Source organism: Streptomyces sp. A01 (assembly GCF_059026195.1).
The window spans coordinates 256,927-277,802 of record NZ_JBWLKN010000007.1 but is presented as its reverse complement, the minus strand read 5'-3'; the positions used below and the strand labels follow the sequence as shown (position 1 = coordinate 277,802).

The window sequence follows — 20,876 nt, the reverse complement described above, 5'->3', positions numbered from 1 at the left end:
CTGCGCGCTTTGCGCATTTCGCGCGCTTCCCGCGCTCAACACCCTTGTGCCCGTACGGAAGCGCGCCGCGTCAGCTCGCGCGGCGGCCCCGGGTGGAGACCAGCCGGAACGACGTGACCGCGACCTGCGGGTCCCGCATGAGCGCACCGAAGCGGTCAAGACCGGCCTCGTCCGCCCCCAGCTCAAGGAGCCGGGCCCGCAGCTGGGCTGTATTCTTGGCGAGCAGCTGCGACCCCGGGCTGCCGCCTGACCAGCTCTCCGCGTGCTCGCGAGTGTGCAGTTCGGTCAGCCCGAGACCGGCCATGGTGGCGTGCACCTCGGTGGCCCAGACAGGGTCGGCGCCGCTGGCGACCAGCAGCTGCTGGGTGAGGTCGACGACGTGGTTGATGAGCTCGGCGTCGGCCGGGCTCGGAGCGACCAGGGCCCGCTGGAGAGCGGTGGCGTCGAAGTCCTCGATCAGCAGCCAGCCGCCCGGGGCGAGTGCGGTGGTCAGGCGGGACAGGATCTCCCGGCGCTCCGGGATGTGGCCCAGCACAAGACGCGCGTGAATGAGGTCGTACTGGTCATCGGACGGCAACGGCCCGCGCAGATCGTGCCGCTGCCGCTCCAGGCCGTCGGCCGGGGCGGTCAGTCCGGGCTCGATGTCGGTGGCGAGGACCGTGCCTCCCGTCGGGTGCACACGACGGGCGATGTGATGCGCGATGGACCCGCCACCGGCGCCCACCTCCCAGCAGCGCGCGCCCGGCGCCAGGTCGAGTTCGTCGATGCGGGCGATGGTGATCGGGTCGTAAGCGGCCTCCAGGGCGCCCAGCCGGGACGGCGCCTGGGTTGCCTGGTTGTCGAACGCGTAATCAGTGGTGACGGACATGGTGGCCTTCCGGGCGGACAGCGGACGGGCAACGTACGGGCGGGTGCGCCCCGGAGGAACTGGTGGGGCGGGGGGCCGGTCAGGCGTCAGAGGATCTGGACGCGCTGGAGACGGCGCGGCGAGTCCCGCCGGAAGGCCTCCCTGCGGTGCAGCACCACGTGGTTGTCGATGATCAAGTAGTCACCGTCCTGCCACTGGTGGCTGTAGCTGGCCTCTCCCGAGTAGAGCCGGGCGTGCAGGTCCTCCAGCAGCTCGGCGTGCTCCGACTCGGGGATGCCCTCGATGTCCAGGGTCAGCGGGTTGTCGTACTCCTCGGCGCTGAGGGGTTCGGCGTAGCGCATGGTCGGACGCCCGGTGACCGGGTGCTCGGAGATCAGCGGCGTGGTGAAGCTGCCGCCGAAGTGCCCCTTCTTGTCGACGGTGTACGTGATGGACACCCGCTCCCACAGCGCGCGGCGCTGCGGCGGGGCGCTGTCGAGCAGCCGGGTGGTGTCCACGAACGTCGTCTCGCCGCCCGCGTCGGCCAGCGGTGCCTGGAGGCACTGGAAGAACATGTAGGCGGGCGTCTGCTTGGCGAAGGCACCATCCCAGTGGAACGGCACGCAGTCCGGCGTGAACAGGTAGTTGGCGGGGCGCTCCTGCACGACGAGGTCAAGCACCTCGCCGAAGTCCCAGGTGAGCAGCGGGCCCCAGCGCCGCGCGCAGTCGGCGAACGCGTCCTTGGACAGGCCCGCGAAGCCGCGCAGCACCACGACCCGGAATTCACCGACCCAGCGCGCCAGCAGCGCGGGGGGCAGCGTGGTGATGTCCGTATCACCGGCCGCCTCGATGACAGCGCCAAACGGCTTCAGCTCGGTCCGGTCAAGGCGGACCGAAGGGTCGAGCGGCAGAGCTGTAGTCATGACATGACCTCCTGAAGGGTCAGGTGCGGGGCGACGAAGTGGCTGGGGCGGTTCTTGCGCCATACGAGCGAGGCTTTGAGTTCCTCCGCATGGCTGCGCTTGGTCAGGAACATGCCGTCACCGGTCTCCAGGGCGACCCCGTGCCACGGGGTGAGCCACCGGTCTCGGGTGCGGATGAGGTGGAAGCCGATCTTCTCCGAGTGGACCGGCTGCGGGTGGATGGACAGCCGCAGCGCGTCGGGGAAGGTCTCGGCGACGAGCCTGCTCCAGGCGTTGCTGCGCCGGATGACCTCCCAGGCGACCGGCTTGGCCTCCTCGCGGACACGGGTGCGGCTCTTGTCGGGGCTGACCGCGACGCGGTCCTCGAACATGAACCGGTGGATGCCGTTGAACATGCCGCGCACCTGGTCATCCTGGGTGGCGCGGTGTTTCAGGCTCTCCAGCGACTCGGCGTACCGCTCCATGAGAACGTCGCGTACGGCGTCGTAGTCGGTGCTGTCGAACGCGTCGGCCAGCGCGTAGAAGCCGATCGAGGAGCCGTCGAACGAACCGACCATGCCCTCCAGTTCGGCGCGGTAGCGCGTCGCGTCGTCGTCGGTGACCCCGACGACATCGGCGAAGACGTGCCCGTCCGAGCAGATCGTGACGCGCGCGCCCGGTGGGTGGTAGTGGGTCAGGTGGTCACAGAACGACTGAAGGAATTCCAGCGCCAGCCGCTCGCCCATGTCCGGCAGCGCGCCGAGCACCTTGTTGTCGTTCGGCGACTTCGCGGGAAACGCCGGGATCACGAAGTGAATGGGCTCACCCGCCTGAAGGAACTTCTCCACCTTCTTCTCATGCGGGGCACGGCATTCGGGGCATGGCTTGTCGGCACAGCCCCCGTCCGGTCCAGCGATGAGGCGTCGGAACTGGAAGACATGGTTGAGGATCTCGGTGCTGGTCGCCCGCTGTATGACCTGCGTCACCGCAATCTCCTGACTGCATATGAAGGGAGTGGGGAAAGTTCGTCGATCTGCTGTGGTTCTGGCCTGCTGTGGTTCTGGCCTGCTGTGGTTCTGATCTGCCGTGGTCTGGTCCGTTGCCGTTCTGATCCGCCGCGGTTCCGGTCCGCTGCCGTTCCGGCCGCCGCGTCCGCGTCTCGGCTGGCGCCGGGACTCCGTCTGCCGCCCGGTGGGCGCCCGGCGTCCGTGAGCGTCTGGCGCCCTCGTCCGACCGGCGTCCTTGTCCGTCTGGCGTGCGTGTCCCTCCGGCGTGCGTGTCCCTCTGGCCTGCGTCTGGCGTGCGTTGGTGCGCCCGGCGTGCGTCTCGTCTGCTGCATCCGGCCGTCCGTCCGGCATCCGGCCGGCGCGTGTCGATGCCCGGCTGGTTCGCGCGCCGATTCGCGGCGACTGCGCACCGCTGTTGTGCACCGCTGTGCGCCCGGAGTGGCGTCGCCGGGCAGGAATGACTGCCTCCGCCACCAGTGTCGGGCGCTGGTTCAGCACGGCGGCAGGACGGCCGGCGCGGGCTGCCCCGTCGCGGTCCGTCCTGTCGCGCTCTGTCCTCTTGGCCTTCTGATGAGTCCTCTTACGGTCCGTCCTACCGCGGTCCGGGCGTTCGTCGTCCGGTGCGACCAGCCGTGGAGCGGCGGGCCGCGGTGCCGCAGACCCACGCGTGGTGCACCACGACCCGGTGCACCACGCCACGGTGGACCGTGGCGCCACGGACCCTGTCGCGTCAGTGCGGCGCGGGCCGGACCGGACAGGTCGTATCAGCGGCAGCCGCCAGGCGTGCCGTCGGCGCTCAGTGACCGGCGACAGCGATACGGCCGAACGTAGTCATTTGTCCATGGCGAGGCGGTCCGGGAGTGACCTGTTATCGCTGTTCACTCTTCGTGTCAGAGCGCGCATTCCGCTCTCCCTCCCCGGAGTCCCCCTGCGCGACCCTCCGTTGAGGTGAACCCCCATGCGGCAGGTCGCTCTGCCACACCCACTTTGTACGCAGAGGCGAGATCGCCGCTATTGCCTCTTGCGGCATAGCCGGAATGGCTATGCCGCAAGAGGCAATGCCACTTTGGGCATTGCCCGAACAGGCATGGACCTATCGAGCTATGCCGGTTCGGGGACGAGAGCGGTACGGTGGTTGTAGACGATCAGTGCCGCTTGAACGCGTGACCGGGCGCCCAGTTTGCGCATGAGGCTGGTCACGTGGGCTCGTACGGTCCGTTCGGCGATACCGAGCTGACGCGCGAGTGCCCGGTTCGACTCGCCGTCGGCCAGCAGGAGTAACACCTCGATCTCACGTTTCGTCAGAAGCGAGAAGTCGGGCGTCTCCTCCCCGGGCCGTCTCACGTGCGCGCATGTCTCTGTGTTGATCATTTGCCCCCGTGAATGCACAAGCTCTCCTCAAAGACGTATCCAAATCGGACCAGCAACCCGCCGTTCCATGAGAACAGAGGTTCGGCGACGGGGCAGGGGGCGCACACGAGCTGTGGCCCAAGCCACTTGTCGTGCCCACCCCTTGGCCGGTGTCGTCGCGTCGGGCTCAACGTGTGGATCAGGCACCGATGTTCCCGCCATCTGTCCGCCATCGATCCGCCATCGGTCCACCAGCGTCATCCGACCTGGCTATCACGTCGAGCGCGGCGCCCCTACCCGCCAGGCGGCCCGGCCGTGGTCGCGGTGTCGATGACGGCGAAGCTCGCGCCCTGGTTGTCGATCACGGTCGCGAAGCGGCCGTACGGCGTGGTGGTGGCCTCCGTGACCATGCGGCCGCCGAGCCTGACCGTGGCCCCCACCGCGTCGTCGCAGTTGTCGACCACGAAGTAGGTCAGGAAGTGTGCGGGCAACTCGGCGGGAAGGCCGGCGCTGATCACTCCCCGGCCGAGAACCGCATGCTCAGGCCCCTCGGGGTCTCCTGCGGGAGACCACAGCACGAAGTCGCCCCCCGGGGCTCGGCTGTCCGCCGTGCTGCCGTAGCCGAACACCGCCGCGTAGAAGGCGTCCACGCGCTCAGGCGCGCGCGTGTAGATCTCGGTCCAGCCGTACGTCCCAGGGGTGCCCTGTGCCTCGAATCCGGCGTAGCTGCCCGCCTGCCAGAGGTTGAACACCGCGCCACCAGGGTCGGCGACCACGGCCATCACGCCGAAGTCACCCACCCGCACGGGCGCCGTGATCACCTGACCGCCCTCGTCCCGGACCTTCGCGACGGTCGCCACGGAGTCCTCGGTGGCGAGGTAGACATTCCATACGGTGGGCATGCGGCCATCGGGCTTCCCCACAAGCGCCGCGACGTTCTCGCCATCGCGGAACGCCTGCGCGTAGTAGCCGAACTCGGGCGCCGAGTCTCCGAAGGTCCAGCCCAGCAGGTCACCGTAGAATCGCTTACCCGCTACGACATCGGGCAGCGCCACATCCACCCAGCAGGGCACGCCTTCCGCGAATGCGGCCATGGGTCCGGGTCCTCCCGTACGCAGGGACATGCGGGTACGCCAGCAAGTGCCTTCTCGGCCACGCTAACGGCGCAGGTCACATTCCGCCCCTTTCCGGTCACAGGCAGATGGTGCTCACACCGCCTCCACGAGCCGGGCACGAGTTATCCACCGCCGTTATCCACAGCCTGTTGATAACAGGAATCATCCGTACGGCCGACCCCCCGCAGCTACGCACGCGAACCGCCCTCCGACCAGCGGCAAGTCCAGGCCAGCCCGCTGAGCTGCACGTTCCCGGCGAGCCTCGCTCCGCACCCCATTTGCAGGCGGCCGGATCGCGCTCTGATCACCCCTCGGTAAGCTGACGGCATGACAGGACAAGTTCGCACCGTCGACGGCCGGGTGGCCGGGCGCCGCGGGCAGGCCACGCGGCAGAAGCTGCTTGACTGCCTCAGCGAGATGCTCAGTTCCTCGCCGTACAGAGACGTCAAGGTCATCGATGTCGCGCGCAAGGCAGGCACCTCACCCGCGACCTTCTACCAGTACTTTCCCGACGTCGAGGGCGCCGTTCTCGAACTCGCGGAGGAAATGGCGAAGGAGGGCGCCGGTCTCACCGATCTCGTCTCAGGCCGCGCCTGGGTCGGGAAGTCCGGCTGGCAGGCGGCGGAGGAGCTGGTCGACGGCTTCCTCACCTTCTGGCGCAAAAACGACGCCATTCTGCGCGTCGTCGACTTGGGCGCCGCCGAGGGCGACAAGCGGTTCTACAAGATCCGCATGAAGATCCTCAACGCCGTGACCAACTCCCTGACCAACACCGTCAAGGAGTTGCAGTCCAAGGGAAAGGTCGACAAGGACGTCAGCGCGGCCGCCGTAGCGGGCTCGCTGGTCGCGATGCTCGCCGCGGTCGCCTCGCACCAGAAGGGCTTCACGAGTTGGGGCGTCAAGCAAGCCGAGCTGAAGCCGAACCTGGCGCTCATCGTCCACCTCGGCATCACGGGCCGTAAGCCCGCCAAGTAGGCACTCACGCTCGGGCCGCTGAGTCCACTCCCCTGCGCCCACCTCGTGCCGCCATCTCGCTGTCGCACAGCCCCGCCGCCACTCCCTCTCGCCGCCACGGCGCACTGCGGGGGTGGTCAGCTCAGCGAGGACGGTCAGCGGGAGTGAGGCGGAAGAGTCTGATCCGCCGTTCCACCCGGTCCTGGTAGCGCGCGTACGGTGTCCAGAACCGTACGACCGCCGCCCAGGCCGCCGCGCGCTCCGCGCCCTCAAGCTGGCGGGCCCGCACGGCGATGTCCCGGCCCCGCCAGCTGATCTCCGCCTCCTCATGGGCCCGTAGGTTCGCGGTCCACCCCGGATGGTCCGGGCGCCCGAAGTTGCTGCCGACGAGCAGCCACGTACCGCCCTCCTCTGGCACGCACGCCAGCGGAACGCGGCGCGTCCGCCCGGTCCGCGCCCCGGTCGTCGTGAGAAGGAGGGTGGGCAGCAGCCGCGTACTCAGCAGTACCCTGCCGCGCGTCGCGCGGTGTACCGCGCGGTCGAGGCCAGGGATGAGGTACGGCGCGCAGCGCGCGAAGCCGCGCGTCGCTGACACGCGCTGGACCAGGCGCATCAGAAGTCCAGGTCTGGACGTCACCGCCGTGTCACCTCCCCGCCTGCCCTGCGGAACAGCCCATCGCGCTCGGCGGCGCGCGCCCGCAACCGCCACACCGGCCCGAACAGCAGCTCGTCCGAGGCAGCACGCTTGAAGAACAGCTGGGCATCGTGCTCCCAGGTGAACCCGACCCCACCGTGCAGCTGCACGGCCTCACCCGCAATCGCCCGCTGAGCCTCCAGAGCCTGCGCCAGCGCGAGCCCCCCGACGACTCCAGCGCTCATCTCCGGCGCCGTGGCTTCCGCCATTCCAGTGAACGCCCCCGGCTCGACATCACCTGCCGCATCCACGCCAGCCACGCCAGCCACGTCGTCCGTGGCACCCGGCGCACCCGCCGCACTCGCCTCGCCCGCCGAACTCGGAGCCCTCACCGCCCCCTGCCCAGCAGGAGCACCAAGAGCGCCAGGCACGCCAGAAATGCCTGGGCCATCAGAAACGTCAGAAACAGCAGGCGCAGCCACCGCTGGGGCCACACCCGCCGCCCAGGCCGCGTAGTACGCCGCCGACCTGGCCGCGCACAGCTGTACGTAGAGGTCGGCCAGCCGGTGCTGGACCGCCTGGAAGGAACCGATGGGGCGCCCGAACTGCTCCCGGGTCCGCGTGTACGCGACCGTTCGCGCCAACGCGCTGTCCGCCGCCCCCACCGCCTCGGCGGCCAGTGCGGCGGCCAGCGGACCGGCCAGTGCGGCCAGCACCGGGGTCGCGTCGTCCTCCGCGTTGGAGCCCAGCAACTCGGCTCGGACCTCCCGGAATTCCAGCCTTGCCTGCGCGCGCGTCTCGTCCAGCGCGGTCAACCGCGTCCGTACGAGACCGGTGGGCGCGGCCCCGTCGCCTGGCCGCCGCCGTACGAGAAAGAGCAAGGTCCTGGCGCGCACGTAACCTCCCGCGTGCGCCGCGACGATCAGCACATCCGCACTGTGTCCGGCGAGCACCTGCCTGGCCTCGCCGTACAACCGCCACCCGGCCTCACCACCATCGGCGAACCGGCTGGCACGCGCCTGGATGCCCCCGGCACGGCCACCACCCGACCAGCCACCGCCCTGGGCCCCGGTGAGCCCCAACGCGGCGACCAGCGAACCGCCACACCACGCCCCGCGACGCGCATCCGGCTCCGTCCCCGGGTCCGTCCCCGGGTCCGTGTCCGACTCCGTCGCCGAGGCCGCGCCCAACCCCCTACCCGACTGCGTCACCGCGTCCGTTCCCACACGCGCGCGGGAGCGCGTGGGGCCGCCATTGCCGTTGCCGTTGCCGTTGCGGGTGCCGTATCCGGCGAGGAACGGCCGGTCGGCCTCCTGACGCACGGCAACGGGGAGCACGAGCGTCGCGGTCAGTTCGCCACTCGCGATACGAGGCAGCAGCTCGGCGCGCTGAGCCTCCGTACCGGCCGCTGCGATGAGGGGCGCGGCGAGAACGGCAGTGGCCAGCAGGGGTGACGGGAGCAGAACCCGACCGGTCTCCTCACAGGCGAGTGCGAGTTCCGTGGGCCCACAACCGGTCCCCCCGTATTCCGTGGAGATCGCCAGCCCAGCAAGCCCGAGTCGGCCCGTCAGCCGTTTCCACAGCGCCGGGTCGTAACCACAAGGGGTCCCGACCGCTGTCCGCACGGCTTCAGAGCCGCAGTGCTGGGTGAGCAACGTACGCAGTACGCGACGGATCTCGTCCTGCTCTGTGGTGAACGCGGCGTCCATCGACAACTCCTCAGAACTGACGGAGCGTCATTTTAGGGGCGCCGTGCCGCGATGAGGAGGTCCGAGCGTGAAGAAGCGGCGGGCGGCGCGCCCCGCCCGCTTACGGCACGCGCGGCGCATAGTGACCGGGACGCGAACGGCCGTCGCACCCGCCTCCCGAGGACGGGAAGCGGGTGCGACGGCGCGTAGGCGGTGAGGGAGGAGATCCCTCCCTCGGGCGAGCACCGGGCTCAGATGAGGCACCGGACCGGGGGTGAGGACCAGGCTCAGCCGGACGCCGGGCCCAGTGGCCGGTGATCAGCCGATGACCGGCCGGTGGTTATTCGACAACCTTCAGGAGCTTGTTCGGGGTGCCCTCGCTCGGGTTGGTGATCTTGTCGGCGGTGGCGCCGTCGGTCAGCGCCTTCGCCACCTCTTCCGGCTTGGCCTCCTGGTGGCCCGCCAGGTAGACGGCGGCCGCACCCACGACGTGCGGGGTGGCCATCGACGTACCGGAGATGGTGTTCGTGGCGTCGTCGCTCTCGTTCCAGGCGGAGGTGATGTCCGAACCCGGCGCGTAGATGTCCACGATCTTCCCGAAGTTCGAGAAGTCCGACTGTCCGTCGGCGTCCGTGCTGGAGGCGACCGTGATGGCCTCGGGCACCCGGGCCGGGGAGCTCTGTCCCGCGTCGCTGGACTCGTTGCCCGCCGCGACGCCGAACGTCACACCCGACGCGATGGCCTTCTGTACCGCGGCGTCCAGCGCTTCGTCCGCGCCGCCGCCGAGGCTCATGTTCGCCACCGACGGGCCCTTGTGGTTCTCGGTCACCCAGTCGATGCCCGCGACGACCTGCTCCGTCGTGCCCGAACCCTGGTCGTCGAGCACCCGCACCGCGACGATGTCGGCCTTCTTCGCCACACCGTGCTGCGCACCGGCGATCGTGCCCGCCACGTGCGTGCCGTGGCCGTTGCCGTCGTCCGCCGAGTCGTCACCGTCGATGGCGTCGAAGCCGTGCTTGGCCCGGCCCTCGAAGTCCTTGTGCGTGATGCGGACGCCGGTGTCGATCACGTACGCGGTGACGCCCTCACCCGCGGTGTCGGGGTAGTTGTACTTCTTGTCGCCCGCGGTGTCGGCCTGGTCGACCCGGTCCAGACCCCAGGACGGCGGGTTGTCCTGCGTGCCGCTGGCCTTGAAGGTGTGGTTCTGCACGACCTTCGCCACGGACGAGTCGGCAGCCAGCCGCTTGGCCTCGGACTCGCTGAGGCCCTTCGCCGAGAAGCCGTTGATGGCCGAGTCGTACGTACGCGACAGCTTGCCGCCGTACTCCTTCGCCAGTTCCTCGCCCTCGGAGGCGGCCTTGACGCTCTTGCCGCCCTTGAGCATGACGATGTAGCTGCCGTCGATGGCGCCCTTGCTGTCGGCGCCGTAGATCTTGCCCTCGGCGGGAGCGTCGGTGGCTCCGGCCGGAACGGCGACGAACGCGCCCGCCGCGACCGCGGCGGCTGCGCCTATCGCGAGAGCGAGACGACGGTTGCTCATGCGCTTGTGAGATGCCATGAAGAGTTAGCCCTTCGCGTGCGTGCTGTGGGGGGTAATTGCTGCAATCACGCTTGGCGGCAGGATGATTTCCTGGCGCGCTAAGTACTGACTGTGCCCGGTTACCCATGGTCATTTCAATAAGCAGATTCCCCTGTTACACATCTGTCAGACCCCTGCAACACGGAATGTCGCAAAAAGCCGAGATAACACGAGAGCTGACGCCGCATCACCTTTACCTCTGCGCCTTTTGTCCACCTTCGCCGGTCTATCACTACAGATGGGGAGGGCAACGCAGGCCAAGAGGCGTGTAGTTCAGATCACTCAAGGGAGGCACCATCCACATCAGCACTTCACAGATGTGAACGAGTTGTGTGTTTGGTGAATCTGGCGAAACCGGGAAAGCGGGAAGGTTTAAAGCGCAAAGCCGCACACCTCGCCCGGGGTGCGACAGGCGGCCATTCCCCTTCCGAATTGAACGAAAGCCGGAGGCGCCCTCCTGGGCGGCCCCGGCTTTCCCGGCACGCAGATACCGACACGCCGGCGCACCACCCCCTCAGCCCGAGCCGGGAGCCCCCGACCGCCCCCGAGTCGCCCCCACCAACCGGGCCGTGGCGCTCGGCGTCGCGAGCCCCGCCGATGCCGGGCACTTGGCGCGCGGAGGCCCTGGGGCGGGGGACTCCGGGGCCCGCGCAGACAGCGCGGCCCGGGACCCGGAGTCCGTAGCTGACGTACCATCAGGTTCATGTCCGGCGCCTCAAGGAACGGCTCCAGCCCTCTCAGCTCCGCGCCCGACGCCGCCAGCGGTAGTCGCGGCCGTCGCCGTCGCGTCGCCGTCGTCGGCGTGGCGCTCTCCGACTGCGGCCGCGTAGATCACGCCACTCCGTACGCCCTGCACGCGCAAGCCGCCCGCCGCGCGCTCGCCGATGCCCAGCTCGACCGGTCCGTCATCGACGGCTTCGCCTCTGCCGGACTCGGCACCTTCGCGCCGGTCGAAGTCGCCGAATACCTCGGCTTGCGGCCCTCGTGGGTCGACTCCACCACGGTCGGCGGTGCGACATGGGAGGTGATGGCCGCCCACGCGGCCGAGGCCATCGGCGCCGGGCAGGCCAACGCCGTCTTGCTGGTCTACGGCTCCACCGCTCGCGCCGACCTCAAGGCGGGCCGCCGCACGGCCAACCTCTCGTTCGGCGACCGGGGGCCCGCGCAGTTCGATACGCCGTACGGACACACGCTGGTGGCCAAGTACGCCATGGCCGCGCGCCGCCACATGCACCAGTACGGCACCACGCTGGAACAGCTCGCAGAGGTCGCCGTGCAGGCGCGCGCCAACGCCGCGCACAACCCCGAGGCGATGCTGCGCTCCCCCATCACCGTGGACGACGTCATGTCCGGCCCGATGATCGCTGACCCGTTCACCAAACTGCACTGCTGCCTCCGCTCCGACGGCGGCTGCGCCGTGCTGCTCGCGGCCGAGGAGTACGTGCCGGACACAGCGAAGCCACCGGTATGGGTCCTCGGGTCCGGCACCGCGATATCGCACGCTTCGCTGTCGGAGTGGCCCGATTTCACCGTCACACCTGCGGCCGAGTCCGGCCGGGCGGCCTTCGAACGGGCCGGAGTACGTCCAGCGGAGATCGATGTGGCCGAGATCTATGACGCGTTCACCTACATGACGCTGGTGACGCTGGAGGACCTGGGTTTCTGCGCGAAGGGCGAGGGCGGCGGCTTCGTACGGGACGGGCGCCTGACGACCGACGGCGAGCTGCCCGTCAACACCGATGGCGGTGGGCTGTCCGCTCTGCATCCGGGCATGCGGGGACTGTTCCTGGTGGTGGAAGCGGTACGGCAGTTACGGGGCGAGGCGGAAGAGGGACGTCAGGTCCGTCGGCCGGGGCGTCGGCTGCCACGCCTGGCGGTCGCCTCTGGGACGGGTGGCTGGTTCTGCTCGTCGGGAACGCTCGTCCTGGGGCGCGACTAGGCGTTGTCCGGCGGGTGAGCCGTATCGCCGTCGTGACGTGCCGGTCACCACCGGTGACATCTCGCCGAACATGGCGCTGAGTTCGGTGGATTGCTCGGTTGGGCACCGTTGTCAGCGGGGCGCGCTATACATGTTCTTGTACTCGCGGCATCACAACGGGTAGCCGTGAGCCGGGGGAAACGGGGAGACGGGGGCTGAAGATGAGGCTGACAGAGGAGTTACCGGAGACCGACGTACGCATCGTGGCAGACCGGCGGGAGTTCGGGCGCTTCGTCGGCAGTACGAAGCGGAGCTACAGCGGCATGAGCTGTCTCGGCTGCGTCCTGGGGATGGTGATGTTCGTGTCCGGGGCGATCACGACCATCGCCACCTTCGCGTCCGAGAGAGACCTGGGAGCGACGGGAAGTTCCGTCGGCATCGGGCTGCTCGTGCTGAGCGTGGCGGCGCCGATCGGTGCCTCGGTGGTGCAGGAGCGAAACGGTCCGCCGCCATCCGCCTTCCACTGCTTCGAGCGCGGCTTCGTGCTCACGCGCGGGTCGGCCGTGTGCGCACACCCGTGGTCCGAGGTGCGGGTCATCACCTCGTCCGAGTCCACGCACGCCCCACACGGCGGGGTCACGGGAAGCGTGGAATGGGTGGAGGTGACGACCAAGGACGGCGAGAGGATCGAGTCGATCCCGAGCGAGGCCGCGACGCAGATAGCCGCGGTGGCGGCGGCTGATGAGCTACGCAGGGCAACGCGCCGCCTGGGACGCGGCGGCACCGCCGTCTACGGCCGATTCGCACTCACCGCTGACGAGCTGCTCGTGGACGGGCAGCCCATTCCCTGGCGCGACATCCAGCGGGTGGAGAGCAGCGACGACACGGTCCGGGTGTACCGGAAGGACGACAGTGACCGGCGTGCGCACTTCACGGCGCCCCGGCGGCAGACCCCGTACGACAGCGTGGTCGTATCCCTCGCTGAGGCGTTCACGAGCGCACGAGAGGAGAGCGGGAGCGACAACAATCTCCCTGGCTGCCGGGGGTAGCGCGCAGAATTGGCGGCGTGATGACCCCGATGAGCGACGATGCCCAGCAGGCTTTCCGCGACCTTCTCCGGTCCCTGCGCGTCTGGGAGGGCGAGCTACCGCACTTCGATCATGCGGCCGCGCCCACGGAACCGCTGCCTCTCTTCCAGCGCTGGCTGCGCGAGGCGGCGGAGGCGGGCGTGTCAGAGCCGCACACCATGACCCTGGCTACGGCGGACGCCGCGGGCCACCCGGACACGCGCGTGCTGATGCTGCACGACGCCGACGAACAGGGCTGGCACTTCGCCTCCCACCGCACCAGCCGTAAGGGACACGAGCTGGCTCAGCGACCGCACGCGGCGTTGAACTTCTACTGGCCGCAGACCGGACGCCAGGTGCGAGTCCGCGGCAAGGTGACGGCGGCCGGACCCGAGGCCAGCGCCGCCGACCTGCACCGTCGCTCGACGGGCGCGCTGGCCGCCGCGCTGGTCGGACGGCAGAGCGACGTCCTCGACTCGTACGAAGAGCTCGACCGGGCCTCGGCTGCGGCGTGGGAACGCGCCCAGCATGAGCCCGAAGCGCCCGTAGCGACCTGGACGCTGTACGTCCTGGAGCCGGAAGAGGTCGAGTTCTTCCAGGGCGAGGAGCGCCGACGCCACGTACGGCTGCGCTACCGGAGCGAGGGCGGCCGATGGGAGCGGGAACTGCTCTGGCCCTGATCCGCGGGGATGGCTGACCCCGTGGGCTCCTGATTCGGTACCGCGTCCCTTCTGCGTCCCGCCTGCGCCTCATCTGCGTCCCGCCGAGTCCCATCTGCGTCCCGTGCGGGGCGAACGGGACCCGCTGGGACCCGGCGGGTCCCGGCGCCGTGCCGCATCAGCGCCGAGACAGCGTCATGTGCGCTGGTCAGAGCGACGTGCACGCTTGAGATGTGCCATGAGACACCAGATCCGTTGTGAGCCGCGCTGCCGGGTTCACACACTCCGGACAACCGCAGGGACCGGGGGCCGCGCTCCCGCCGCAAGCCGCTGGAACCGCTGCCCGGTGAACTCTCCGGGCCTCTCCGTGACTTCGTTACGGCTTTGCGCGAGCTGCATACCGTCCTCGACCTCAGCCTCAAATCGCTGGAGGACAGACTGCCGGTCAGCCGGTCCTCGCTCTCTCGCTATCTACGCGGCCGGGGCTTGCCTGACGAACAGCTGCTGATCCGGTGGTGCCGCCTGGCCCCCGCAGGCGAACGCCGTCTGCCGGAACTCATCACACTGCTTCGCCGAGCCACCGTCGCCGAAACCTCTCCTCCACCAGAGACCCCGGAAGCCTCGGAAGCTTCACCACCCCTCTCAACACAGCAACCACCGCCACCCACCACAACCGACGACCCCATGCCCCCGAAATCAACACCACCCACAGTTCCGACAAACATCCCAGCCACGCCGAGCACCCCGGCTGCCCCACAAGCACCAGGCGCAGCCAGTCCGAACCGTCGAGGCGTCTTCCGGTTCACCCGCTGTCGCGTCGCTGTCTCCGTGGCGGCCGCCCTCCTGGTGATCACCGGTGGCGTTCTGGCCACCCACTCGATCGGCGAGCAAGACGACGCGAAAGTCAAGAGCACGTCCGTACCCGTGACGGTCTACAACGCCGAGCGCCCCTGCCGTGAGAAGGCCGAGCGCAGCCGCGACTGCGCTCTCGGTCTGGCTCGCGATCCGTACGCCTCATACCGACGGGAGAACGTCGGGGCGCGGGTCTGGCACGGTGACGCGCTCACGGCCAAGTGCCACATTGCGGACGGGGTGACGGTCACCGACGAGAACGGTGCCCAGAGCAGTGTGTGGTTCCAGGTGGCACGGGGCAGCGCGCGACTGTGGCTGCCCGGCATCCGAGTCCGGCAAGGAAGTTCGGAAACCGACGACCTACCCAGTTGCCCCCGGGCTCGATCCATCTCCTGAACCCCCCGCACCACAAGAGCTCTCCGGCACCTCACCACCACCTGGCGACGCCCACTGATGCCCACTGGCGCCTAGCTGGCGCCACCGATGCCGAACCGGCGCCGGACCCGATGCCGACCGCTTCGCTAGGCGAGGGAGCTCCGCTGGTCAGCGGGTGGCAGGGACTGGCCGAAGCGGTAGGGCGGCAGGTCAGTGGCAAGCCGCGCGTGTACGTGGACATCGCGCGGCGTCCCCGTCGTATCGACCATGCCGCCCCGAAAGAGCCCTTCGACGCGGTAGCCGCAACGGTCAGCCACCCGGCAGGAGGCGTCGTTGCCGACAGCGTGGCCCAGCTCAAGGCGGTGAAGGCCGACGTCCTTGAACAGCCAGCGAGTCAGCGCTTCGAGGCCACGGGAGGCCGCCCGCCGCCCGCGCGCTTCGGGCAGCACCCAGTAGCCGACCCGAGCACTGCGGTGGTCGAAGTCGATCAACCCGGCATTGACGTGGCCGAGCACTTCGGCTGTCTCCAGATCGGTGATCGCGAACGAGACCATGTCACCGCGTAGCCAGCCATCGGTACGGCTTCGCAGGAAGTCACGGGCCCCTGCGAGGTCACCCGCCGGGGAGTTGATGCCATGCCACCGGCGGTATTCCGGATCGGCCAGTCCACGCTCGATGATGGGAAGATCCTCTTCCTCCCAAGGACGCAGCAACAGCCCGTACATCTCCAACTCGACCGGCTCCAGCATCCGCGTCTCCTCTCGCGCTCCGCATTGCCCGCCCGTCTGTCCTGCCGCCCCGCATTCAACACGGGCGGAAGACGGGAACGGCCGCCGGGTGCCGACTCGGAACAGCGGAGGACACCGGAGAAGGGGCGGCCGCAAAAGATGCCGCAAGCGAACCCGCGTCTGACTCCGCTTCGCCGCCGGAACGGAAACGCCGGAAATGAACGCGTAAGGCCATACCGATACGCAGGGCGCCCTCAGCGCAGTCGACGATCTCCGTCATCATGCGCGGCCCCTCGGCGAGATCGACGGCCGCAGCGACGTACGGGACGCGGTCCCCGAAGGGCGGCAGATCGTTACGGTGCACCACGGACCACGTGTAGAGAGTCGCGCGACCGCTCGCCTTCTCCCACCGAACATCGTCACTCCAGCAACGCGGACAGAACTCGCGCGGATAGTGATGTGCCGCACCGCAAGCATCGCACCGCCTGAGCAGCAGGTGTCCTTCGACAGCGGCGTCCCAGTAGGCGCGGGTGAAGGCGTCGACCTCTGGCAGGTCATAGCGCGGCTCCGGCGTCACGAGTTCCCCTCTGAACTGCCCCGTTTGAATCACCCGGCAACTCGGCGACCCGGGCTCGACCCGGCGGCCGACCGGGTCGCCGACTGACTCCACAACAGTTGAGCGCGTAGAGCCAACCGCCCACAAGGGGACCCCCGGCCCCGGATAGTCGGGGCGCCGGGCAGCCGAGGTGCCGAGATGGCCGGCACCGCCGTAACCAGAGCGGCGAGAGGAGACGAAGAGGGCGATCGTCCGGAGTTGCGTAGGTTGCAGCCCGTAATGCATCCGCAACCGATTCGGTACCAATTTGACCGAAACCCGTCAATGATCCAGCTACGCTCAGCCGCATGGCCGACAGAACTCCGACCCCTCCCTCCCCCGTGTATGTCATCGGCGGCGGCCCCGGCGGACTCGCCACGGCGGCCGCCCTGCGCGCACGGGGCGTACGCGCCGTCGTTCTGGAGAAGTCCACCGCCATCGCCGGTTCATGGCGGAACCACTACGACCGGCTCCAACTGCACACCACACGACGCATGTCAGCCCTGCCAGGACTGCCCATACCCCGGTCGTACGGCCGATGGGTGAGCCGAGACCACGTGGTCCGGTACCTGGAGCAGTACGTGGAGCACCACCGCCTTGACTTCGTCACGGGCGTCGAGGTCTCACGCATCGAGCGCGCCGCCGACGACAGCGGCTGGGTACTGCACGCGACCGGCGGCCGTGAGCTGACCTCCCCCGCCGTAGTGGTCGCGACCGGCTACAACCACACCCCGCACCTACCGCTCTGGCCTGGCCGCGACGACTACCCGGGGGAGTTCCTCCACGCCAGCGAGTACCGCGACGCCCTCTCCTTCAAGGGAAAGGACGTCCTGGTCGTCGGCGCGGGAAACACCGGTGCCGAGATCGCCACCGACCTCGCCGACGGCGGTGCCCGCCGGGTCCGACTCGCCGTACGGACCCCGCCGCATATTGTGCGGCGCTCATTCCTGGGCTGGCCGGCGCAGAGATCGGCGGTCCTGGCCCGGCGCATGCCGGTACCCGTGATGGACCGGCTGGCAGCAGGCAGAGCCACGCTCTGCGCACGCGATCTGGCCGAACACGGCCTGCCGCGCCCTCCCGCCTCGCGCGGCGCCGGCCTGTACTCACGAGCCCGAGCGGGCGCCATTCCAGTACGGGACGTCGGCCTGGTCGACGCCATACGGGCAGGCCGGGTCGAGGTGGTCGCGGCGGTCGAGTCCTTCGACGGCGACAAGCTAGTGCTGGCCGATGGGAGCCGCATCGAGGCGGAATCGGTCATCGCTGCCACCGGCTACCGCACCGACCTCGACCAACTCGTGGGCCACCTGGACGTCCTTGACACCCGTGGCCGACCACGCGCACACGGCGCACGCACCCTGGCGGCCACGCCCGGCTTGCACTTCACTGGCTATACGAACCCGATGAGCGGCATGCTCCGCGAGATCTCCCTCGACGCCAAAAAGATAGCCAAAGCAGTCACCCGCACCCTCGGTTAACCACCTCCTGCCCAAACAACCGGACCACCCAGGACGGCAGGACGGCAGGACGGCAGGACGGCAGGACGGCAGGACGGCAGGACGGCAGGACGGCAGGACACGACAAGAGCACGTACCGGGGCAGTGGTCAACGAAGAACCGACCAGCCAGGCCGACCGACCGACCCCAGCCTCCGGCTAGGAGGGATCACCGCCCCCACTCCTGCCCCTGCTCCTGTCGCTGCCGGACTCCACAACTCCGGGAATCCAGCTCGGGCCATTCCTGACAGGCCGTCAGTTCCGTACGCTGACTACACGTCAGTAAGGATGGTCATCGAGCGGGATTGGGCGAGAACCATGCTTGGATCGACTCACGGCAGCCTCACCACCGGCCCCAGGCCGAAATCATGGGGAACCTCACGCCCGGGTCAACGCCCCCCTGGCGACACCACAGACGCAGAAACCACAGAGGCAGAAACCACAGGCACCCCTGGCACCCCGGATACTCCAGACACCCCGGGCACAACAGTCGCCACGGGCGCCACAGACACCACGAATCCCAGCGGCGCAGACCGAGCCACCACCGACGCTGTGGCTGCTCAAGCACCGCCTACGGAAGCGACATGCGACCGTGTCGCCGACGACTGCGACCCCCGACGCGGCGGGTCAGCGACCGGCGCTCACCTCCACCCCCACCCGGGAACGGCCGCAGGGATCAGCGCCCGCACACACGCAGGTACCAGCGGTCCGCAGGCCAACCACTCGGCACGCCACACGTCGCACCGCGAAGGTAAGCCTGCGACAGCCACCGCCCGGCCAGGGGCTCCCGACGCAGACCTGGACGTCAGCGGTCGACCGTTACACTCCGCCGTTCCCGACCTGGACCGCTTCTTCCGGCCCGAGACGGTGGCGGTGATCGGCGCATCGGACACCGAGGGCCGCCCGAACACCGGCATCACCCGCCAGCTCATCGCTTGGGCCGGGCGCGTCGGCGCCCGCCTCTATCCCGTCCATCCCACCCGTACGCAGGTGTTCGGGCTGCCGTGCCACGCTCGCGCCGCAGACGTACCCGAGCAGCTTGATCTGGCCGTTCTTCTCGTCGCAGACCCCCTCCCTCTCATCGAGGAGCTGGCGGATTCCAAGGTCAAGTTCGCCGTCGCGTTTGCCTCCGGTTTCGCCGAGACCGGCCCGGAAGGCGCGGCAGCCCAGGACCGCCTCGCTGAGGCCGTGCGGCGTTCGGGCTTGCGGCTGCTCGGCCCGAACACCAACCTCAACGCCTTCGAAGCGTTCCGCGATGACCTTGACGGCCCGGCCATCGCCCTCATCACCCAGTCAGGCCACCAGGGCCGCCCCGTCTACGCCCTGCAGGAGCTGGGCGTCCGCCTCAGCCACTGGGCCCCCACGGGCAACGAGGCGGACTTGGAGACGGCCGACTTCATCTCCTACTTCGCCAGCCGCCCCGAAGTCGGGTCGATAGCCGTCTACGTAGAGGGAATCAAGGACGGTCGCGGCTTCCTGCTCGCCGCCGACCGAGCCGCACGTCACCGGGTGCCCATCGTCGCCGTCAAGGTCGGTCGTACCGAGACCGGTTCTGCGATGGCCGCGTCCCACACGGGCAAGCTGACCGGTTCGGACGGGGTGGCCGATGCGGCCATGCGGCAGTCCGGCGTAATCCGGGTGAACAGCCTCGACGAGCTCCAGGACACCGCCGCCCTCCTCGCCCGCGCCCGCCCCCCGCAGGCCGAAGGCATCGCTGTGTATTCGATCTCCGGCGGCACGGGTGCCCACTTCGCTGACCTCGCCACGGCCGCGGGGCTGCGGTTGCCCACCCTCTCGGCCGAGAAGCAGGCCGAGCTCCACCAGTGGATACCCGGGTATCTCCATGTCGCCAACCCCATCGACAACGGTGGTCACCCGGTGGGTGACTGGCGTGGCCGGAAGATCATTGACGCGCTCCTCGCCGACCCTGCCGTAGGTGTGCTGATCTGCCCGATCACCGGCCCCTTCCCCCCCATGAGCGACCGGCTCGTGCACGACCTCGTGGCGGCGGCCGAGCATACGGACAAGCTGGTGTGTGTGGTGTGGGGCTCTCCCGTCGGCACGGAGGAGGCGTACCGCAGCACCCTTCTCGGCTCCTCCCGTGTCGCCACCTTCCGTACCGTCGCGAACTGCGTCACTGCTGTACGGGCCTACCTGGAGCACCACCGCTTCACCGCCTCCTACAGCTCGCCCTTCGGAGAGGCACCGCGCACCCCGTCGCCCTCGTATCGCAAGGCGCGTGAACTGCTGCAGCCAGGTCAGCAGCTCAGCGAGCACGCGGCAAAGCAGCTGCTGCGCGCGTACGGAATCCGGGTGCCGCGCGAGCAACTGGTGAACAGCGCCGCGGCTGCCGTGCGGGCGGCGGCAACGGTCGGGTACCCCCTCGTGATGAAGGCGTCCGGTCCCCAGCTCGCCCACAAGACCGAGCTGGGGCTGGTGAAGATCGGTCTCACCTCCGCCAGCCAGGTGCGAGACGGCTACCGTGACGTGACCGACACCGCCCGTGCCGAGGGATTCACCCTGGACGGCGTGCTCATTTGCCAACAGGTCGAGCCGGGGCCAGAAATGATCGTCGGCATCAGCCACGACAGCGTCTTCGGCCCGACGGTCACGGTGGGGCTCGGTGGTGTCCTGGTGGAAGTGCTGCGGGACACCTCCGTACGCATACCGCCGTTCAACGAGGATCACGCCTGGGCGATGCTCGCCGAACTGCGCGGCCGCGTCCTGCTTGACGGCGTCCGGGGCGGCCCGCCGGCGGACGTGGGCGCCCTCATCGACGTGATCCTCCGCGTCCAGCGAATCGCCCTGGAACTGGGGAACGACGTCGCCGAGTTGGAGATCAACCCGTTGATGGTGCTGCCGCGTGGGAGAGGAGCCGTGGCTCTGGACGCGCTCGCCATCTGCCGCTGAGCGCCTCCGCCCCATGACCGAGGACCGCGGTGGCAGGCCAGGCGGCGGCACCCCCTCGTCACCCAGCGCCTTCCACCCGCTCAGCGCCTCCCCCTGAAGAGCCTTCGTCCAAAGGACTTCTCTCATGGCTCGCTCCCCCCGTGAAAAACCCGGACCGCACGCTGACCCGGCCCTCAACCAAGACCCGGCGACCCACTCTCCCTT

At 69.2% G+C, this 20,876-nt stretch carries 17 protein-coding genes; 7 read left to right on the top strand and 10 right to left on the bottom strand.

Features of this window, described 5'->3' with window-relative positions; genetic code table 11:
* Window positions 1-70: 70 nt before the first annotated feature.
* The 5 genes from AC5P1B_RS12310 to AC5P1B_RS12290 all read right to left on the bottom strand — a co-directional run bounded on the left by AC5P1B_RS12310 (window position 71) and on the right by AC5P1B_RS12290 (window position 5,200).
* Window positions 71-868, bottom strand: coding sequence for a class I SAM-dependent methyltransferase (locus tag AC5P1B_RS12310; RefSeq protein ID WP_493886929.1), 798 nt, complete (start codon window positions 866-868; stop codon window positions 71-73).
* 86 nt (window positions 869-954) lie between these two features.
* The gene (locus tag AC5P1B_RS12305) at window positions 955-1,770 is read right to left on the bottom strand and encodes a TauD/TfdA dioxygenase family protein (RefSeq protein WP_493886927.1); all 816 of its coding nucleotides are present in this window, start codon (window positions 1,768-1,770) and stop codon (window positions 955-957) included.
* Window positions 1,767-2,735, bottom strand: coding sequence for an L-tyrosine/L-tryptophan isonitrile synthase family protein (locus tag AC5P1B_RS12300; RefSeq protein ID WP_493886925.1), 969 nt, complete (start codon window positions 2,733-2,735; stop codon window positions 1,767-1,769). Before AC5P1B_RS12300 ends, AC5P1B_RS12305 begins: the two co-directional genes overlap by 4 nt.
* A gap of 1,122 nt (window positions 2,736-3,857) precedes the next feature.
* Window positions 3,858-4,100 carry a response regulator transcription factor gene (locus tag AC5P1B_RS12295; RefSeq protein ID WP_493886924.1) on the bottom strand — a complete coding sequence of 81 codons (243 nt, stop codon included), beginning with the start codon at window positions 4,098-4,100 and terminating at the stop codon, window positions 3,858-3,860.
* Window positions 4,101-4,399: 299 nt separating this feature from the next.
* Window positions 4,400-5,200 carry a VOC family protein gene (locus AC5P1B_RS12290; RefSeq protein ID WP_493886922.1) on the bottom strand — a complete coding sequence of 267 codons (801 nt, stop codon included), beginning with the start codon at window positions 5,198-5,200 and terminating at the stop codon, window positions 4,400-4,402.
* A 348-nt stretch (window positions 5,201-5,548) separates the two neighbouring features.
* Between AC5P1B_RS12290 and AC5P1B_RS12285 the strand changes: the two genes are divergently transcribed.
* Window positions 5,549-6,196 carry a TetR family transcriptional regulator gene (locus AC5P1B_RS12285; RefSeq protein WP_493886920.1) on the top strand — a complete coding sequence of 216 codons (648 nt, stop codon included), beginning with the start codon at window positions 5,549-5,551 and terminating at the stop codon, window positions 6,194-6,196.
* A gap of 121 nt (window positions 6,197-6,317) precedes the next feature.
* Here AC5P1B_RS12285 and AC5P1B_RS12280 read toward each other — a convergent pair whose 3' ends face one another.
* From AC5P1B_RS12280 to AC5P1B_RS12270, 3 genes are all read right to left on the bottom strand, one after another.
* Window positions 6,318-6,788, bottom strand: a complete 471-nt coding sequence (locus AC5P1B_RS12280; RefSeq protein ID WP_493887019.1) for a nitroreductase family deazaflavin-dependent oxidoreductase — start codon at window positions 6,786-6,788, stop codon at window positions 6,318-6,320.
* A 20-nt stretch (window positions 6,789-6,808) separates the two neighbouring features.
* A complete protein-coding gene (locus AC5P1B_RS12275; protein WP_493886919.1) occupies window positions 6,809-8,518 on the bottom strand; it encodes an acyl-CoA dehydrogenase family protein in 1,710 nt (569 codons plus the stop codon).
* A 319-nt stretch (window positions 8,519-8,837) separates the two neighbouring features.
* Window positions 8,838-10,055: a S8 family peptidase gene (locus tag AC5P1B_RS12270; protein ID WP_493886918.1), complete on the bottom strand. Its 1,218-nt coding sequence runs from the start codon at window positions 10,053-10,055 to the stop codon at window positions 8,838-8,840.
* Window positions 10,056-10,779: 724 nt separating this feature from the next.
* Between AC5P1B_RS12270 and AC5P1B_RS12265 the strand changes: the two genes are divergently transcribed.
* From AC5P1B_RS12265 to AC5P1B_RS12250, 4 genes are all read left to right on the top strand, one after another.
* Entirely contained in the window at window positions 10,780-12,015 is a 1,236-nt protein-coding gene (locus tag AC5P1B_RS12265) for a thiolase C-terminal domain-containing protein (RefSeq protein ID WP_493886917.1), read from the top strand.
* 200 nt (window positions 12,016-12,215) lie between these two features.
* Window positions 12,216-13,043: a hypothetical protein gene (locus AC5P1B_RS12260; RefSeq protein WP_493886916.1), complete on the top strand. Its 828-nt coding sequence runs from the start codon at window positions 12,216-12,218 to the stop codon at window positions 13,041-13,043.
* 20 nt (window positions 13,044-13,063) lie between these two features.
* Complete coding sequence (locus tag AC5P1B_RS12255; RefSeq protein WP_493887017.1) at window positions 13,064-13,741, top strand: pyridoxine/pyridoxamine 5'-phosphate oxidase; 678 nt, start codon at window positions 13,064-13,066, stop codon at window positions 13,739-13,741.
* 807 nt (window positions 13,742-14,548) lie between these two features.
* On the top strand, window positions 14,549-14,968 hold the full coding sequence (locus tag AC5P1B_RS12250; RefSeq protein ID WP_493886914.1) for a hypothetical protein: 420 nt from the start codon (window positions 14,549-14,551) through the stop codon (window positions 14,966-14,968).
* A 125-nt stretch (window positions 14,969-15,093) separates the two neighbouring features.
* Here the strand turns inward: AC5P1B_RS12250 and AC5P1B_RS12245 are convergent, their stop codons facing one another.
* Both AC5P1B_RS12245 and AC5P1B_RS12240 read right to left on the bottom strand, forming a co-directional pair.
* On the bottom strand, window positions 15,094-15,696 hold the full coding sequence (locus AC5P1B_RS12245) for a GNAT family N-acetyltransferase (RefSeq protein ID WP_493886913.1): 603 nt from the start codon (window positions 15,694-15,696) through the stop codon (window positions 15,094-15,096).
* A gap of 55 nt (window positions 15,697-15,751) precedes the next feature.
* A complete protein-coding gene (locus AC5P1B_RS12240) occupies window positions 15,752-16,252 on the bottom strand; it encodes a Zn-ribbon domain-containing OB-fold protein (protein WP_493886912.1) in 501 nt (166 codons plus the stop codon).
* A 326-nt stretch (window positions 16,253-16,578) separates the two neighbouring features.
* On the opposite strand from AC5P1B_RS12240, the gene AC5P1B_RS12235 reads away from it, so the two are divergent.
* Together AC5P1B_RS12235 and AC5P1B_RS12230 are read left to right on the top strand one after the other, a co-directional pair.
* Window positions 16,579-17,745 (top strand): flavin-containing monooxygenase, encoded by a 1,167-nt coding sequence (locus tag AC5P1B_RS12235; protein WP_493886910.1) that lies wholly within the window; start codon window positions 16,579-16,581, stop codon window positions 17,743-17,745.
* A gap of 815 nt (window positions 17,746-18,560) precedes the next feature.
* On the top strand, window positions 18,561-20,672 hold the full coding sequence (locus tag AC5P1B_RS12230) for an acetate--CoA ligase family protein (RefSeq protein ID WP_493887016.1): 2,112 nt from the start codon (window positions 18,561-18,563) through the stop codon (window positions 20,670-20,672).
* Window positions 20,673-20,876: the final 204 nt, after the last annotated feature.